This is a genomic window from Solirubrobacter pauli, from assembly GCF_003633755.1.
GTDB lineage: Bacteria > Actinomycetota > Thermoleophilia > Solirubrobacterales > Solirubrobacteraceae > Solirubrobacter > Solirubrobacter pauli.
The window spans coordinates 3,985,331-3,999,798 of record NZ_RBIL01000001.1 but is presented as its reverse complement, the minus strand read 5'-3'; the positions used below and the strand labels follow the sequence as shown (position 1 = coordinate 3,999,798).

The 14,468-nt window shown below is 73.9% G+C and carries 16 protein-coding genes; 4 read left to right on the top strand and 12 right to left on the bottom strand.

The features are described from left to right. Nucleotides 1–32 precede the first annotated feature (32 nt). Together C8N24_RS18775 and C8N24_RS18770 are read left to right on the top strand one after the other, a co-directional pair. Nucleotides 33–407, top strand: a complete 375-nt coding sequence (locus C8N24_RS18775) for an STAS domain-containing protein (RefSeq protein WP_170179194.1) — start codon at nt 33–35, stop codon at nt 405–407. Next, the gene (locus C8N24_RS18770; protein WP_121252455.1) at nt 408–896 is read left to right on the top strand and encodes an ATP-binding protein; all 489 of its coding nucleotides are present in this window, start codon (nt 408–410) and stop codon (nt 894–896) included. A 97-nt stretch (nt 897–993) separates the two neighbouring features. On the opposite strand, the gene C8N24_RS18765 is transcribed toward C8N24_RS18770, so the two are convergent. After that, on the bottom strand, nt 994–2,055 hold the full coding sequence (locus tag C8N24_RS18765; protein ID WP_121252453.1) for a sigma-70 family RNA polymerase sigma factor: 1,062 nt from the start codon (nt 2,053–2,055) through the stop codon (nt 994–996). A gap of 143 nt (nt 2,056–2,198) precedes the next feature. Between C8N24_RS18765 and C8N24_RS18760 the strand changes: the two genes are divergently transcribed. Beyond that, nucleotides 2,199–3,113 (top strand): Crp/Fnr family transcriptional regulator, encoded by a 915-nt coding sequence (locus C8N24_RS18760; RefSeq protein WP_170179193.1) that lies wholly within the window; start codon nt 2,199–2,201, stop codon nt 3,111–3,113. Between the two features lie 54 nt (nt 3,114–3,167). Here C8N24_RS18760 and C8N24_RS34075 read toward each other — a convergent pair whose 3' ends face one another. Then, nucleotides 3,168–3,332, bottom strand: coding sequence for a hypothetical protein (locus C8N24_RS34075; RefSeq protein ID WP_170179192.1), 165 nt, complete (start codon nt 3,330–3,332; stop codon nt 3,168–3,170). Nucleotides 3,333–3,400: 68 nt separating this feature from the next. Here C8N24_RS34075 and C8N24_RS34070 point away from each other — a divergent pair, with 68 nt between their 5' ends. Beyond that, complete coding sequence (locus C8N24_RS34070) at nt 3,401–3,784, top strand: ATP-binding protein (protein WP_170179191.1); 384 nt, start codon at nt 3,401–3,403, stop codon at nt 3,782–3,784. On the opposite strand, the gene C8N24_RS18750 is transcribed toward C8N24_RS34070, so the two are convergent. From C8N24_RS18750 to C8N24_RS18705, 10 genes are all read right to left on the bottom strand, one after another. Then, nucleotides 3,781–4,614, bottom strand: a complete 834-nt coding sequence (locus C8N24_RS18750; RefSeq protein ID WP_121252447.1) for a glycosyltransferase family 9 protein — start codon at nt 4,612–4,614, stop codon at nt 3,781–3,783. The genes C8N24_RS34070 and C8N24_RS18750 overlap by 4 nt on opposite strands. Then, entirely contained in the window at nt 4,605–5,294 is a 690-nt protein-coding gene (locus C8N24_RS18745) for an SDR family oxidoreductase (protein WP_121252445.1), read from the bottom strand. Before C8N24_RS18745 ends, C8N24_RS18750 begins: the two co-directional genes overlap by 10 nt. Next, nucleotides 5,284–6,609: a D-glycero-beta-D-manno-heptose 1-phosphate adenylyltransferase gene (gene rfaE2, locus C8N24_RS18740; RefSeq protein WP_121252442.1), complete on the bottom strand. Its 1,326-nt coding sequence runs from the start codon at nt 6,607–6,609 to the stop codon at nt 5,284–5,286. Before rfaE2 ends, C8N24_RS18745 begins: the two co-directional genes overlap by 11 nt. Beyond that, the gene (locus tag C8N24_RS18735; protein WP_121252440.1) at nt 6,606–7,196 is read right to left on the bottom strand and encodes a D-sedoheptulose-7-phosphate isomerase; all 591 of its coding nucleotides are present in this window, start codon (nt 7,194–7,196) and stop codon (nt 6,606–6,608) included. Before C8N24_RS18735 ends, rfaE2 begins: the two co-directional genes overlap by 4 nt. Beyond that, a complete protein-coding gene (locus C8N24_RS18730; RefSeq protein WP_121252438.1) occupies nt 7,193–8,440 on the bottom strand; it encodes a glycosyltransferase in 1,248 nt (415 codons plus the stop codon). Before C8N24_RS18730 ends, C8N24_RS18735 begins: the two co-directional genes overlap by 4 nt. Next, nucleotides 8,437–9,336: a glycosyltransferase gene (locus C8N24_RS18725; RefSeq protein ID WP_121252436.1), complete on the bottom strand. Its 900-nt coding sequence runs from the start codon at nt 9,334–9,336 to the stop codon at nt 8,437–8,439. Before C8N24_RS18725 ends, C8N24_RS18730 begins: the two co-directional genes overlap by 4 nt. Further along, nucleotides 9,333–10,325 (bottom strand): glycosyltransferase family 9 protein, encoded by a 993-nt coding sequence (locus C8N24_RS18720; RefSeq protein WP_211340018.1) that lies wholly within the window; start codon nt 10,323–10,325, stop codon nt 9,333–9,335. The genes C8N24_RS18725 and C8N24_RS18720 overlap by 4 nt, the downstream gene beginning before the upstream one ends. After that, nucleotides 10,322–11,851 carry an HAD-IIIA family hydrolase gene (locus C8N24_RS18715; RefSeq protein ID WP_121252434.1) on the bottom strand — a complete coding sequence of 510 codons (1,530 nt, stop codon included), beginning with the start codon at nt 11,849–11,851 and terminating at the stop codon, nt 10,322–10,324. The genes C8N24_RS18720 and C8N24_RS18715 overlap by 4 nt, the downstream gene beginning before the upstream one ends. Beyond that, nucleotides 11,848–13,491 (bottom strand): carbamoyltransferase family protein, encoded by a 1,644-nt coding sequence (locus tag C8N24_RS18710; RefSeq protein WP_121252430.1) that lies wholly within the window; start codon nt 13,489–13,491, stop codon nt 11,848–11,850. The genes C8N24_RS18715 and C8N24_RS18710 overlap by 4 nt, the downstream gene beginning before the upstream one ends. Nucleotides 13,492–13,597: 106 nt before the next feature. Continuing rightward, nucleotides 13,598–14,371 carry a SigB/SigF/SigG family RNA polymerase sigma factor gene (locus tag C8N24_RS18705; RefSeq protein WP_245971892.1) on the bottom strand — a complete coding sequence of 258 codons (774 nt, stop codon included), beginning with the start codon at nt 14,369–14,371 and terminating at the stop codon, nt 13,598–13,600. Between the last annotated feature and the right edge of the window lie 97 nt (nt 14,372–14,468).

The window sequence follows — 14,468 nt, the reverse complement described above, 5'->3', positions numbered from 1 at the left end:
ATCGGGCACAAGTGGGTATCGTGCACGCCCGTATGGACGCCAACCCCATCGTGCTCGACGAGACCGCCGGCGATGTCGTCGTAGTCGTCGTCGAAGGCGAGCACGACATCTACACCGCGCCGACGCTCCGAGAGCGGCTGGACGAGGCCCTCGGCCGCGGCGGCGGCATCGTGGTCGACCTGACGGCCGCGACCTTCGTTGACTCCTCCGTGCTGGGCGCGCTGCTCGATGCGCGCCGACGGGCGATCGAAGCCGGCCAGGGCTATGTGGTCTGCGTCGGCGACGCCGTCGAGCCGGGAGTCCAGCGCATCCTCGACATCACCGGCCTCGTGCCCGTCCTCCCGGTCCTCCAGGGCCGTGAAGAGGCGATCACCGCGGCCCGGTCGAGCAACGGCACGAGCGAGTAGATGACCGTCCCGGCCCCGGAGGTCCTGCTCACCATGCCCGCCCGGCCCGAAGGCGTCGGCGTGGTACGCCAGGCGCTCGCGGGCATGGCCGACGCCCTGGACTTCGACCCGACCGTCCTGGCGGACATGAAGATGGCCGTCACGGAGGCCTGCACGAACGTCGTCGTGCACGCCTACGACGAGGACGCGGGCATGCTCGAGGTCGAGATGCTGGCCGATGAGAACGGCCTGACGATCGTCGTGCGTGACCACGGCGCCGGCATCCAGCCGCGCCCGGCGCGCTCTGAAGCGCCCGCGCTGGGCCTCGGCCTGCCGCTGATCGCGGCGCTCTCGGACGCGTTCGAGCTGCGCGGCTCCACCGGCCAGGGCACCGAGGTCCGGATGACGTTCGCGTACTCGCGCTCGGTCGACCCCGCCGAGGCCAACCCGGTCACCGGCAACGTCGGCGCGGACGGGCGCTGGGACCCGGACGCGGACTCGCCCGCCTGAGGAGACCGCTGAAAACACCGGCGCACCGCCCGTTTTCAGCGGCCTCCTAGGAAGCGTCGCGTCGGCGCCATGCGCGCCGACGCACCACCTCGTCGCGCTACGCCGCCTGGCGCAGCGCCGCGAGCTCGCGCATGCGGCCCAGGCGCCCGAGCGCCTTGGACTCGATCTGGCGCACGCGCTCCGGCGTGATCCCGAGCTGGCGGCCGATCTCGCGCAGCGGCGTCGGCTCGCCGCCGTCGATGCCGTAGCGCAGGGCGACCACGGTCCGCTCGCGGTCGGGCAGCTCGAGCAGCGCCCGCTTGAGCGTCTCCTCGCGCAGCGACACGTGCACGACGTCCTCGGGTGCGGGCCCGTCGGACGCGAGCAGGTCGCCGAAGGCGGCGTCCTCCCCCTCGCCCAGCGGGCGATCCAGGGACGTCACCGTCCGTGCGGCGTCGCGCAGCGCGAGCAGATCCTCCAGGGAGATCTCCGCCTGCTTGGCGATCTCCTCGTCCGTGGGCGCGCGGTCAAGCTTCAGTGACAGCGCGTTCTCCGCGCGCGCGACCTTGCGCTGCGTGCGTACGAGGTTGATCGGCAGCTTGATCGTGCGGGCCTTCGCGTCCATCCCGCGCTCCACGGCCTGCCGGATCCACCACGTCGCGTACGTGGAGAACCGGTAGCCGCGGCGCCAGTCGAACTTCTCGACGGCGCGGATGAGGCCGAGGATGCCCTCCTGGATCAGGTCGAGCAACGTCAGCTCGGAGCCCTGGTACTTCTTCGCGATCGAGACGACGAGCCGCAGGTTGGCGTTGATCATGCGGTCCTTGGCACCGAGGTCGCCGCGCTCGATGCGCTTGGCGAGGTCGATCTCCTCGGCCGGCGTCAACAACCGGTGGCGGCCGATCTCGTTCAGGAAGAGCTGCAACGTGTCGGTGGTGACCGTCGCGAAGTGGGCGTCGTCGATCGGCGCCTCGGGCGCGTCCTGACGGGTGCAGTCGTCGCGCAGCTCGATGTGCCGGGCATGCAGCTGCTCGTAGAGGGCGCCGAGATCCTCGTCCTCGAGCTCTAGGGCTTGAGCGAGCTCGTCGACCTCCTTGAGGTCGACGCACCCACGCTCCTCGCCCCTGTCGATGAGGGCCGCGATGGGCCCGGTGCTGTAGGCGTCACGCTCCGTTGCCATGGGTGCCCCTTTGACTCACCGCTCAACGCCTCCACTAAACCAGCCAGAAATTAGAGTGACCTTCCAAGTATCGGCAGCAGCGCCCAGGTCTGGAATCCGACGCCCTCGGGTAGATGGAAGTCGTGAGAGGAGCTGCGATCCCCTTGTCCCGGACCCCCGACATGGTCCGCCTTCTGGACGTCGATCCGGATCTCGGCGGACTGCTCAACGACAGCCGGCGCGAGCACGCCGAGCGCGAGCTCGTCGTCCGTACGCACCGGCTGCCGGTCGGTCCGTGGGACGTCTCGCGGCTCGCGGGCGCGACCGCGGACCACGTCGGCCTGCTCGTCATAGACGGCATTCTCTCGCGTGAGCTCGTGGTCGCCGACCACGTGTCCGCCGAGCTGCTCGGCCCGGGCGACCTCGTCCGCCCCTGGCAGCCGACCAGCCGCACGGGCCTGCTGCCCGTCGACGCGGTCTGGACCGTGCTCTCGCCGATGACCGTCGCGGTGCTCGACCGTCGCTTCGCCGCGGAGATGACCCGCTACCCGGAGATCACCGCCGCGCTGTTCGACCGCCTGTCCGAGCGGTCCCTCCGACTGGCCACCACGCAGGCGATCTCGCAGCTGACGCGCGTCGATCGCCGCCTGAAGGCGTTGTTCTGGCACCTGGCCGAGCGCTGGGGACGCGTGTCGGGCGATGGCGTCATCGTGCCACTTGCGCTCACTCATCGCATTCTGGGTCAGCTCGTGGGTGCTCGGCGGCCCACCGTGTCGACCGCGCTGAGCGAGCTCGCGGAGCGCGAGGAGCTCACCCGCCGGCCCGACGGCTCGTGGCTGCTGCGGGGCGATCCGCCCGACGCGGAGTCCCTCGCGCGCAAGCCCGCCCCGAGTGGGCAGGCGTCGGCGCGCGGGCAGGACCTGATGCGGCCGGCGCGGCGCTTCGAGCGTGAGGCCCAGGCGGCCGAGGCCGAGCCCGAGGTCGTCAGCGCGATCGACCGGCTGCGCGACGCGCTCGAGCCGGGCGAGCTGCGTGAGCTGCTGGACCGCCGTCGCGGCGGTCCCGAAGACGCGGCCTGAGGGTGTGCCGGTGAGGCCGGGACCGCTGACGGCCCCGGCGCTCACGGCCGGTGCTCACTCCCCGGCGTTGTCCGGGTTGCCCGTGGCCGTGCCATCGTCGTTGTCAGGTTTTCTGCCTGCGTTGTTGTTGTCCCGCTGCGGGGTGCCCTCCGCGGGCGTATCATCGACCTCAGGGGGCTGCTCTTCCGGGTACCCGACGTCGGATTCGGTGGTCTCCATTCGCTCCTCCTACCCCCGATCGGGGATGTCGCAAGCCCGGTGCGACACGTAGGCTCGGTCGCCGCACCGTGCAGTTCAGCTTCCAGTTCCCACCCGCCGAGGACGCACCCGCGCAAGCGCGTGCGGCGCTCGAGGTGTTCGACCAGATCCTCGCCCCGGACGTCCTGGAGGATCTGCAGCTCGTCGTCTCGGAGCTCGTCACCAACAGCGTGAAGTTCGGCCCGAGCCGGCCGATCACGCTCGCGATGGGGATCGGCAACGACGGCGTCGTCAAGGGCGAGGTGATCGACCAGGGCGACGGTGAGCGGGCGAAGGTCGAGATGACCGTCGAGCCGACCGTCGACGGCGGTTGGGGCCTGCATCTGGTCGACCAGGTCGCCAAGCGCTGGGGCGTGCACGAGGGCTCGACCCACGTGTGGTTCGAGATCGGGCCCGAGCGCCGCTCTTCTTAGAGGGCGTCGAGGACGTCGTCGACGCTGATCTCGAGCAGGCCGGGGTCGGTGGTGGTGGCGTGCGGGTCGCCCGTCCGGCCCGCCCAGAGCACGCGGTGGCGCGGACGGTTCGCCGGCGGCCCCCAGCGGTCGGGCGGCGTGGGGCCGAAGAGCACGACCGACGGCGTGCCGAACGCGGTCGCCAGGTGCGCGACGCCCGTGTCCCCGCAGAGGACGCGGCGGGCGTGGGCGACGGTCGCGGCGAGCGTCGGCAGGTCGGTGTCGAGCGGGCGCCCGGGGATCAGCGGTGAGCGCTCCGCGGGGGCGCCGGTGATGACGACGTCGTCGTCGAGCGTGCGCGCGACCGCGGCCCAGCGCTCCGCCGGCCAGCGCCGGGCGACGCTCGCGGCGCCCGGGTGGATGACGGTCGCGCCGGGCGCGGGGCTGGCGACGTCCGGCGGGCGCAGCTGAAGGTCGTCCGGGTCGGCGGGGATGCCGTGCTCGCCGAGGAGGCGGCACCAGCGGTGGACCTCGTGCTCGTCCTCACGCCAGGTGCCGGTCGTGAAGGTGATCAGCCGCGTCGGGTTCGATGCCCGGAGCAGCTCGATGCTCTGTGGGCCGCGGCCGTGCAGGTTGACGGCGACGTCGGCGCCCGCCGGGGCGGGACCGAGCGGCGCCGTGTCCACCACCTCGTCGATCGCGCCGGTGAGCTCGGCGAGCGGGGCGAGGACGCGCGGCGCGGCGAGCACGATCCGGTGCTCGCCGAACGCGCGCCGCAGCGCCCGGTACGCGGGGACGCCCGTGAGGAAGTCCCCGAGCCCGAGCGCGCGGTAGATCAGGACTACGGCCACGAAGGCTCAGCCGCGGGCGTCACGAGCAGCTCGCGCAGCTCGACGCCGGGCGGCTGGCGCAGCGCGAACAGCACCGTCTCGGCCACGACGGCCGGGTCGTTGAGCCGCTGGTCCGGGCCGGGCTTGAACTCCTCCTTGCGGTCGTCGAAGAAGTGCGTCTTCATGCCGCCGGGGATGAGCATGGTCACGCCGACCTTGTCGCCCATCTCGATCGCGAGCGCGCGGGTGAACCCGACGACGCCGAACTTGCTCGCGCAGTAGGCGGTGGCCGCGGGGAGCGCGCGGAGGCCCAGCGTGGACGCGACGGTGACGACGCGCCCCTGCGACCGCTCCAGGTAGGGGATCGCCGCGCGCACGACGGCCGCCGTGCCGAGCAGGTTGACGAGGATCACGCGGTCCCAGTCGTCGGCGTCGACGTCGAGCATGTCCCCGCACGCGTCGGTGCCGGCGGCGGTGACGACGGCGTCGAGCCCGCCGGCCTGCTCGGCCACCTGGCGCACGACCGCCTCGGCCGCCCGCGGGTCAGCGAGGTCCACCTGGTGGAAGGCGAACCCGTTCGGCGGCGGCACCCGGTCAAGCACGATCGGCGTGCCACCGTGGTTCTCGACCGCTTGCGCGACGGCCGCACCCAGGCCCGACGAGCCTCCGGTGACAAGGACGGTTCCGACTTCATCGCGCACGCGCGAGCACCTCCGTGATCAGGCGGGTCGTCGAGCGCCCCGCGACGTAGGGAACGATCACCGCACGCCCGCCCCATCGGGCGAGCGTCTCGGCTTCCGGCAGCTCGCCGACGGCGTAGTCGCCGCCCTTGGCCCACACGTGTGGCCGGATCGTCTCGAGCACCGCGCGCGGGTCGTCCTCGTCGAAGACGACGACCGCGTCCACGCAGGCGAGCCCGTTGAGCACCGCGGCGCGGTCCTCCTGCTCGACGAGTGGCCGGTCGTCGCCCTTCAGGCGCGCGACCGACGCATCCGAGTTCAGGCACACGATCAGGCAGTCGCCGAGCGCACGGGCCTGCTCGAGCATGCGGACGTGCCCGGCGTGCAGCAGGTCGAAGCACCCGCCCGTCGCGACGACCGTGCCGCCGGCGGCGCGGACACGCTCCGCGACCGCCCGCGCGTCGCCCTCGTGGCGCCTCGGCGTGTCGTCGCCCGCGACGAACGCGGACGCCGCGTCGACGGCCGCACGCACCGCCTCGGACGGCAGCGCGCCCTGCGCGATCCGCGCCGCGGCGGTCGCGGCGAAGCAGTCGCCGGCCCCGCACGGGTCACCGCCGGCGACGCGCGGCGCCGGCACCGCCAGCGCGGGCGAGTCGCCAGACACGACCACGGCGCCTCGCTCGCTCAGCGTGACGGCGACGGCGACGGCGCGCCAGCGCTCCGCGAGGACGCGCCCTGCCGTCTCACCGGCGGCGAGGGCCGAGTCTTCACCTGAAGTGGAGGCTGAGGCTGTTGCCTCTTTGAGGTTCGGCGTGACCAGGGTCGCGCCCCGGACCGGCTCGGGGCCCTTCGGGTGCGGGTCCCAGATCAGCGGCACGTCGAGGTCGGCGAGCGCGGCGCGCACGGTCGGCTCGGCGGCCACGCCGCGGCCGTAGTCGGACACGAGCACGGCGTCGGCGCCGTCCAGGGCGCCCGCCGGCAGCGGGCCGCAGCCGCACGACTCGCCGCCGCGGTCCAGGCGCACGACCGGGCGACCGCCCGCCAGCACGCGGATCTTCTCCGGGGTGGCGCCGTGCAGGCCGAGGTCGATCACGTCCACGCCGCGCAGGAGCGTGCGGAGCTCCTCACCGGCGGCGTCCGCGCCGAGCGCGGTGACCAGCGTCACGTCCACGCCCGCACGGGCCGCGAGCAGGGCCGCCAGGCCGGCGCCGCCCGCGCGGGCGACGGGCTCCATCGCGTCGACGACGGGCACGGGCGCGTCCGGGGCGAGCCGCTCGGCGCGACCGTGGAGGTCGCGGTCGAGCAGCGCGTCGCCGATCACGACGAGCCGCGTCATACGCCGACCTCGATGTCGAAGGCGGCGCACACGAGGTGGATGGCCATCAGGTGCAGCTCCTGCACGGTCGCCGTGTGGGGCGACTCGATGCAGACCGCGTCGTCGGCCACGTCGGCGAGCGGGTTGTCGGACGGGCCGGTCAGCGCGAGCGTACGGAGGCCGAGCGCGTTCGCGGCCTCGACCGCGCCGACGATGTTCGGGGACCGGCCGGAGGTGGACAGCGCGAGCAGGACGTCCCCCTCGCGCCCGTGGCCGCGCACCTGGCGGGCGAACAGCTCCTCGATCCCGTAGTCGTTGCCGATCGCGGTCAGCGCCGACGTCTCCGTGCACAGCGCGAGCGCCGCGAACGGCGCGCGGTCATCGCGGTAGCGGCCGACGATCTCGGCGGTCAGGTGCTGGGCCTGGCAGGCCGAGCCGCCGTTGCCGATCGCCAGCAGCCGCCCGCCGCTCTGCAGGACGTGCGCGAGCTCGCGCCCCCAGCGGTCGAGGCGGTCGGTCTGCGCGTAGAGCGCGTCGAGCGGCCGCGCCAGCTGGTCGAGGTGCGTGCGCCCCGAAGGCAGCGTGCGGACGAAGCGGGTCGCGCTCACCGGACCACCGTCCGGCGTGTCTCGCGGGCGACGAGCGGCGCGTAGACGTCGCGCGTGGAGCGGGCGATCCGGTCGAAGCCGAAGCGCAGCCGCGCGCGGCTCGCTCCGTCACGGCCGTACTCGCGGCGGCGGTCGGCGTCGCGCAGCAGCGCGTTCGCGGCCCGGGCGAGCGCGCCCGGGTCGCGGGGCGGGACGTGCACGCCGGTGACGCCGTGGACGACGCTGTCGGTCTGGCCGCCCACGGCGGTCGCGATCACCGGGACGCCGCAGGCCATCGCCTCGAGCGGGACGATCCCGAACGGCTCGTACCAGGGCGCGCACACGACCGCGTCGGCGGACCGCAGCAGCGCGGGCATCGCCGCGCGCCCGACGCGGCCGCGCAGGATCAGGCGGTCCTCCACGCCGAGGTCCGCCGCCAGCGCCCGCAGGCGCCGCGCCTCGGGATCGGCCTCGAGCGCGCTCGCCTCCGGGCCGCCGGCGACGTGCAGCTCGGCGTCGGGGATGTCCGCGAGCGCGGTGATCACGTCCGCGAGGCCCTTGCGCTCGACGAGCCGGCACGCGGCCACCAGCCGATGGGGCGGGGTGTCGACGGTCGCGTGCACGCCGTCGGTGCCCGTCGCGTCCCGTGGCTCCGCCGGCCCGTCGGGCGTGAAGCGGTCCAGGTCCACCCCGCACGGCACGACCGTGATCCGGCGCCCGTCGGCGCCCATCCGCAGCAGCTCGAAGACCTCGTCGCTGCACGTCGCGACCACGCGGTCGACGGTGCGGGCGATGCGGGCCTCGTCCGCGATCCGCGTCGGCGGGCTCGTGTCGCGGTCCCCCTGATGGCGGCGCTTGACCGTGCCGAGCGCGTGGAACGTGTGCACGACCGGGATGCCGAGTTCCTGAGCAGCGGCGATCGCCGCCAGGCCGGACATCCAGAAGTGCGCGTGGACGACGTCCGGCGGGTCGGCGAGCCACTGCTCGCGCAGGTCGTCGGCGAACGCGCCCATGTACTGCAGGAGCTCGTCCTTGGGGACCTCGGTCGGCGGGCCGGCGTCGACGTGGTCGACCTCGACACCGCGCGCCAGGCGGACGCGGCGCGGCAGCCCGGCGTCGTCGCGCCGGGTGTGGACGACGACGCGGTCGCCGAGCCGGGCCAGCGCCGTCGCCAGCGCGGCGACGTGCACGTTCTGCCCGCCCGCGTCCACACCGCCGAGCACGGCCAGCGGGCTCGCGTGCTCTGAGACCATCGCGACTCTCATGAGGCCACCTCCACTGCCGCCAGCACCTCGTCCCAGTCGTCGAGGAAGCGCTGCAGTCCGTACCGGGAAAGCGCCGCGGCGCGGGCGGCCTGGCCGCGCTCACGCGCCTCGTCGGGGTCGGCGACGAGCCGGGCGAGCGTCGCCTCGAGCACGTCCAGCCGGGTCGAGACCGCGCCCGCCGCTTGCGGGACGGCCTCGAAGGCCTCGGTCGTCCCGAGCACGACGACCGGCATCGCCAGGTGCATCGCCTCGAGCAGCGACAGCCCCAGCGACGTCCAGCGGATCGGGTGCAGGTACACGCGCCGACGAGCCATCTCCGCGTGCAGCCGCGCGTGCGGCAGGTCGTTCGCGCCGATGCCGAAGAGGTCGATCGGCGCGGCCCGCTCGAAGCGCGGCAGCAGGTCCGTGCCGGTGACGCGCCCGCGCCGCTTGGCCTCGTTGATGACGACCGCGGCCCGGTCGAGCTCGCCGGTGTACCGCGCGCCGGGGTCGACGATCCCGTGCTCGATCACCGTCGTCGGCGTGGCGCCCGCGTCCCAGAAGAGCGCGTTGAAGTGGGTGACGTGGACGAGCGTGAGGTCGTCGCGGTCGGCCATCGGGTGCCGGAGCTCGTTGATCCGGCCCTGCGGCGCGTTGTGCTCGACGTAGATCAGCTGCTCGCCGCGTGGCGGCCGCAGCTCGAGCTCGTGCGGGCGCTGGTAGACGATCGCGTCGAAGTCGTGCTCGCCGACCTCGTCGAGCGGGATCTCGCTGACCGTGTCCGGCCAGTCGTAGGTGCGCGCGATGCCGACGCCGTCGGCGCCGCGGTCGGGCGTGCACGGGACGACGTACTCGTGGCGGCCTTGGACGAACGAGGTCGTCCACGCGCCGTGCACGTGCCAGAGCAGGATCTTCATGCGAGCACCGCCTTCGGGGCAAGGCGCTGGACCGCGTCGACGACTGCGTCGACGGTCACGCCGTTGAGACAGGGATGGCCCTCGACGGGGCAGACGCGGGCGCGGCAGCCGGCGCACGGGACGTCCACGAACAGCAGCTCGTGCGGGACGCGCCAGGGCCGCCAGCGGACCGCCGGGACCGTCGGGGCGAAGAGGGAGACGACCGGCGTGCCGACCGCCGCCGCCAGGTGCGCGGGACCGGTGTTGCCGACCACGATCGCGTCGGCCTCGGCGATCACCGAGGCCAGCTCGGCCAGGGTCGTCGCGCCGCCCAGGTCATGGCCGTGGTCGCCGGCGACGTACGCGGTCAGCTCGCGTTCACCCGGCCCGCCGGTGACGACGACCGGCCGGTCGAGCGCGGCCACCAGCGCGCGGTTGCGCTCCGGCGACCAGGCGCGCGCCGGCACCGACGCGCCCGGATGGACGACCACGTAGCCGGGCGCCAACTCGAAAGCGGGACTGTCCCTCTTTATGTTCAGGCGGTCGTCGGTGGGTGGTGGGAAGCCGGCGGCGCGGGCCAGGTCCAGCGAGCGCTCGACCTCGTGCACGTCGTCGTCGATCAGGTGGCGCAGGTCCAGCAGCGAGCCGGGGAAGTCGACCGACGTGGCGCCGATCCACGGCACCCCCGCCAGCCGCAGGATCAGCGCGGTCGGCAGCGGGCTCTGGTGGAACGAGCCGAAGATCAGCGCGCGATCGACGCCGAGCGCCGCGATCCGCGCGACGAGCGCGTCGACGTCCGCCCGGTCGACGGCGTGTCCGTCCGGATCGATCCACGGCGCGCGCCAGACGAGCACCTCGTCGACGCCGGGCAGCAACCGCGCGGCCTGCGCGCCGCGCGGGCCGCACAGGAGCGTGACCCGGTCGGCGCCCGCGGCCACGGCACGGATCGCCGGGCCCGCGAGCAGGACGTCGCCGTCGTTGTCGAGCCGGGTGACGAGCACGTGCGTCACGCGACGGCTCCGATCTCGCCGGGGCGAGCGTCGACCGGGCGGGTCGAGCCCGCCGATGCGACCGGCGAGCGGTCCGCGGCGGGCGGCGGCGCGAACCCGAGGCGGTCGAGCGCCTCGGCCAGGTCGCCGGCGACTTCCGGCGCGGCGGCCACCTCCTCCGGGCGGGTCCGCGCGGTCGGCACGAGGATCGGCCGGGCGCCCGCGGCGAGGGCCGCCTCGACGTCGGAGCCGATGTCGCCGATCACCGCGCAGTCGCTCGGCGCCACGCCCAGCCGGGCGGCCGCCCGCTCGATCAGGCCGGGCGCCGGCTTGCGGCACGCGCAGCCGTCGTCGGGGCCATGCGGGCAGTACTCGAGCGGGCCGAGCGGCCCCAGGAGCGCTTGCATGCGGCCGTGTACGGCGATCACGTCGTCGGGGGTCAGCAGGCCGCGGGCGATCCCGCTCTGGTTGGAGACGACGCCGATCGGCACGTTCGCGGCGCGCAGGCGCTCGAGCGCGGCGTGCGCCCCGGGCACCGGCTCGACCCGCTCGGGGTCGCCGTTGTACGGCACGTCGACGATCAGCGTGTCGTCGCGGTCGAACAGGACCGCCTTCGGCAGCGGGTGCGGCGCGCCCTCATCACTCACGCCGAGCAGACCGCGAAGCCACCAGCCAGTGGCGAAGAATGGCATCGCCCCGCTCGTCCACGTCATCGTTGCGACTTCGCGTCCCGTTCGTGGACCGGGCTTGATCCGCGCCCACGCCAGCTCGGCCGTGCCGGCCAGCCACGCCGCGCCGAGGGCGCCCGCGAGGCGCCGGTGCAGCGGCGCGGCCGCGAGCGCGCCCACGCCCGCCGCGGCGATCGCCAGGTGCCGCGGGCGACGTCCCTTCGGCACGCCCGCGCGCGCTCGCCACCCCGGCCCGTGCAGGCGGTGCATGAGCACGTCGTCGGCGTTGCCGGCCTGCTTGCGCAGCGAGATCGAGGCCGGGGCTTCGCCGACCGGGTGGACGACGTACCGCACGCCGCGCACGATCGTCCAGCCTGCCTCCACGACGCGCAGGCCGAGGTCGGCGTCCTCGCGGTAGGCGCGCGGGAAGCGCTCGTCGAACCCGCCGACGGCGGCGAGCGCCTCACGGCGGTAGGCCATGTCCGCGGTCGCCCACTGCGCGTCCTGCAGCCCGGCGACGTTGCGCTCCCAGTCCGTCGGCCGCGGCCCGACCGGGACGACGATCCGGCCCTGCGTCGCGCCCGCGTCGCGCGCGGCCGCCAGGTCGCCGGCCAGGGCCTCACGCCAGCCCGGCGGCGGGACCACGTCGTCGTCGAGGAACACCACCCAGTCCGACCGGGTCGCCCGCCAGCCGGCGTTCCGCGCCGCGGCCGGCCCACGCGCCGGACCGGCCAGCACCCGCGCGCCCGACACAGGCAGCGGGTGTGACCGATCGCGACGGTCGTCGACGACGATCACGTCGTCGCCCGGTCCGATCGCGTCCAACACGGCGGCGAGCGACGCCCGCCCCGACGTCGGGATGACGATCTCGTAGCTCACGCGACCGCCACCCGGTTGCGCGTGAGCAGGAACGGCCCGATCGCCAGCGCGTCGACCGGGCTCGAGCCGAAGCACTCGAGCGCGTCCCGCGGGTCGTCGACCATCGGCCGGCCCGCGGTGTTCAGGGACGTGTTGACCACGACCGGGACGCCCGTCAGCGCCTCGAAGGAGGACAGCATCCGCGCCACGAGCGGCTCCTCCACGGGGTCCACGGTCTGGATCCGCGCCGTGCCGTCGACGTGCACGACCGCCGGGATCCGGTCCTTCCACTCCTCGCGGACGTTGTGCGTGAAGAGCATGAACGGCGACGGGATCGGCCCGTCGCAGAAGATCTCGCCCGCCCGCGGCGCGAGCACCATCGGCGCGACCGGCCGGAACTGCTCGCGGCCCTTGATGTCGTTGAGCTTCTCGAGGTTGCCGGGATGACGCGGATCGGCCAGCAGCGACCGGTGGCCGAGCGCCCGCGGCCCGAACTCCGAGCGGCCCTGGAACCAGGCGACCACGCCGTTGTCCGCCAGCACCCCGGCGACCGCGTCGGCGATGTCGTCGGGCCGCGTGAACTCGACGCCCGCCGTCGACAGCGTGGCGGCCAGCTCATCGTCGGCGAAGCCGCGGCCCAGCGCCGCGGTGCGCATGGGCGCCACGTGGTCGCCCAGCTCGTGCGCGACCTGCATCGCCGCCCCCAGCGCCGTGCCCGAGTCGCCCGCGGCGGGCTGCACCCACACGCGTGAGAACGGTCCCTCGCGCCACAGCCGCGAGTTGGCCACGCAGTTGAGCGCGACGCCGCCGGCGAGCACGAGGTCGCGGTCGCCGGTCTGCGCCTGCAGCCACGTCGCGAGCTCGATCAGCACCTCTTCCAGGCGCGCCTGCACCGTCGAGGCGAGCGCGGCGTGCTCCGGGCCCCACGCGCCGTCCGGGGGCAGGGCCGGCGCGAAGCGGGAGAAGTCGATCGGGTCCACGCAGAACCCACCGGCCCCGTCGGCGCGCACGAGCCTCCGGAAGTCCTCGAGGAACGACGGCTCCGCGTAGGAGGCCATCGCCATCACCTTGTACTCGTCCGACGAGCGCCGGAAGCCGAGGTGGGCGGTCAGCTCCTCGTAGACGAGCCCGAGGGAGCTCGGCAGGTCCTGCACGTGCAGCACCGCGAAGCGGCCCTGGTCGAACCGCCCGGCCAGGTAGGAGCCGCGCTCACCACGACCGTCGAGGACGATCGCCGAGCACTGGTCGAACCCGGACGCGAACGTCGCCGACGACGCGTGCGCGAGGTGATGCGGCACCCAGCGGAAGTCACCCTCCCAGCCGTCGAGGACGGTCTTCAGGAACAGCGGGGCGCGCTGCGCGTAGAGCGTGCGCAGGCCCTCCCAGTTGTCCGTCGTGATGTCGTGGCCGACCGGCCGGCAGAGGCCGGGGTCGTAGGAGTAGGCGACGGCGTCGAGGTCGGCGGGCTCGAGGCCCGCCGTCTTCAAACACCACCTGATCGCCTGCTCCGGAAGTTCCCAGGTCGAGAACGCGACCGGGGTCTTGCCGTGCTTGCGCCGTGAGAAGCGCTCCTCCTCCGCGGCGGCGACGGTCTCGCCGTCGACCACCAGCGCGGCGGCAGGATCGTGGAAGACGGCATTGATGCCGAGAACGCGGGCCATTGGCCACGGCGCTCTCCGAGAAGCGCTTCAAATGAAACGCCCCCGTCAGACGGCTAACCGCGGGAAGCGGTTAGCCCCCTGGGGGTTAACCGCAAACGCGGTGAACTTACCCTGAGTGTTCTGCGACGGTCCTCAGCCGCTCGAGCGCGCGGCGGATGAGCCGGGACACGTGCATCTGCGAAACGCCCACCCGCTCGGCGATCTCCGCCTGCGTCATGTCCTCGACGAACCGCAGGTGGAGGACGATCCGGTCGCGCGCGGGCAACGCCTGGAGGGTCGGCGCGATCGTCGCGCCGTACTCGACGAGCTCGAATCGGTCGTCCTCGACGCCGATCGACTCTGCGTACGTCTCACCGTCCCCCTCGTCACCGAAGCGGTACGACTCGAGCGACACCGCGTCGTACGCCGACGCGGCCTCCATCGCCTCCAGCACCTGCTCGGTCGTGAGGTTCAGCGCCTCGCCGACCTCCGCCGCGGACGGCGACCGGCCGAGCTTGCGCGAGAGGTCCTTCATCGCGTTGTCGACCTGCATCACGCGCTCCTGCATCCCGCGCGGGACGTGGACCGCCCAGCCGTTGTCGCGGAAGTAGCGCTTGAGCTCGCCGAGCATCGTCGGCACCGCGTACGACGAGAACGCCGTCTCGCGCGACGGGTCGAAGCGGTCGATGGCCTTGATCAAGCCGAGCGTCGCCACCTGCACCAGGTCGTCCAGCGGCTCGTCGGAGCGGCGGTAGCGGCGCGCCATCCGCCGTGCGAGCGGCAGCAGGCGCTGCACCAGCTGCTCGCGCGCCGCCTGATCCCCGTGGCGGTGGTAGCGAATCAGCAGGCGCCGGTCCTCCTCGGAACGGCTCGGACCGTCCTCTGACCGGACGGAGGTCATCGCGACGGGCTTCTCCTCTCGTGCCGCAGGAGCCCTCCGGGTCAGGCTTCCCGTGGGCGCGGGCGGCGAGGTGGCTTCGAGGGTATCCATAGCAGCA

Excerpts from the sequence above, each read along its gene's own strand:
- C8N24_RS18775 (WP_170179194.1), top strand. The coding sequence starts at position 33 with ATGGACGCCAACCCCATCGTGCTCGACGAGACCGCCGGCGATGTCGTC.
- C8N24_RS18770 (WP_121252455.1), top strand. The coding sequence starts at position 408 with ATGACCGTCCCGGCCCCGGAGGTCCTGCTCACCATGCCCGCCCGGCCC.
- C8N24_RS18765 (WP_121252453.1), bottom strand. The coding sequence starts at position 2,055 with ATGGCAACGGAGCGTGACGCCTACAGCACCGGGCCCATCGCGGCCCTC.
- C8N24_RS34075 (WP_170179192.1), bottom strand. The coding sequence starts at position 3,332 with ATGGAGACCACCGAATCCGACGTCGGGTACCCGGAAGAGCAGCCCCCT.
- rfaE2 (WP_121252442.1), bottom strand. The coding sequence starts at position 6,609 with ATGACGCGGCTCGTCGTGATCGGCGACGCGCTGCTCGACCGCGACCTC.
- C8N24_RS18730 (WP_121252438.1), bottom strand. The coding sequence starts at position 8,440 with ATGAGAGTCGCGATGGTCTCAGAGCACGCGAGCCCGCTGGCCGTGCTC.
- C8N24_RS18725 (WP_121252436.1), bottom strand. The coding sequence starts at position 9,336 with ATGAAGATCCTGCTCTGGCACGTGCACGGCGCGTGGACGACCTCGTTC.
- C8N24_RS18710 (WP_121252430.1), bottom strand. The coding sequence starts at position 13,491 with ATGGCCCGCGTTCTCGGCATCAATGCCGTCTTCCACGATCCTGCCGCC.
- C8N24_RS18705 (WP_245971892.1), bottom strand. The coding sequence starts at position 14,371 with ATGACCTCCGTCCGGTCAGAGGACGGTCCGAGCCGTTCCGAGGAGGAC.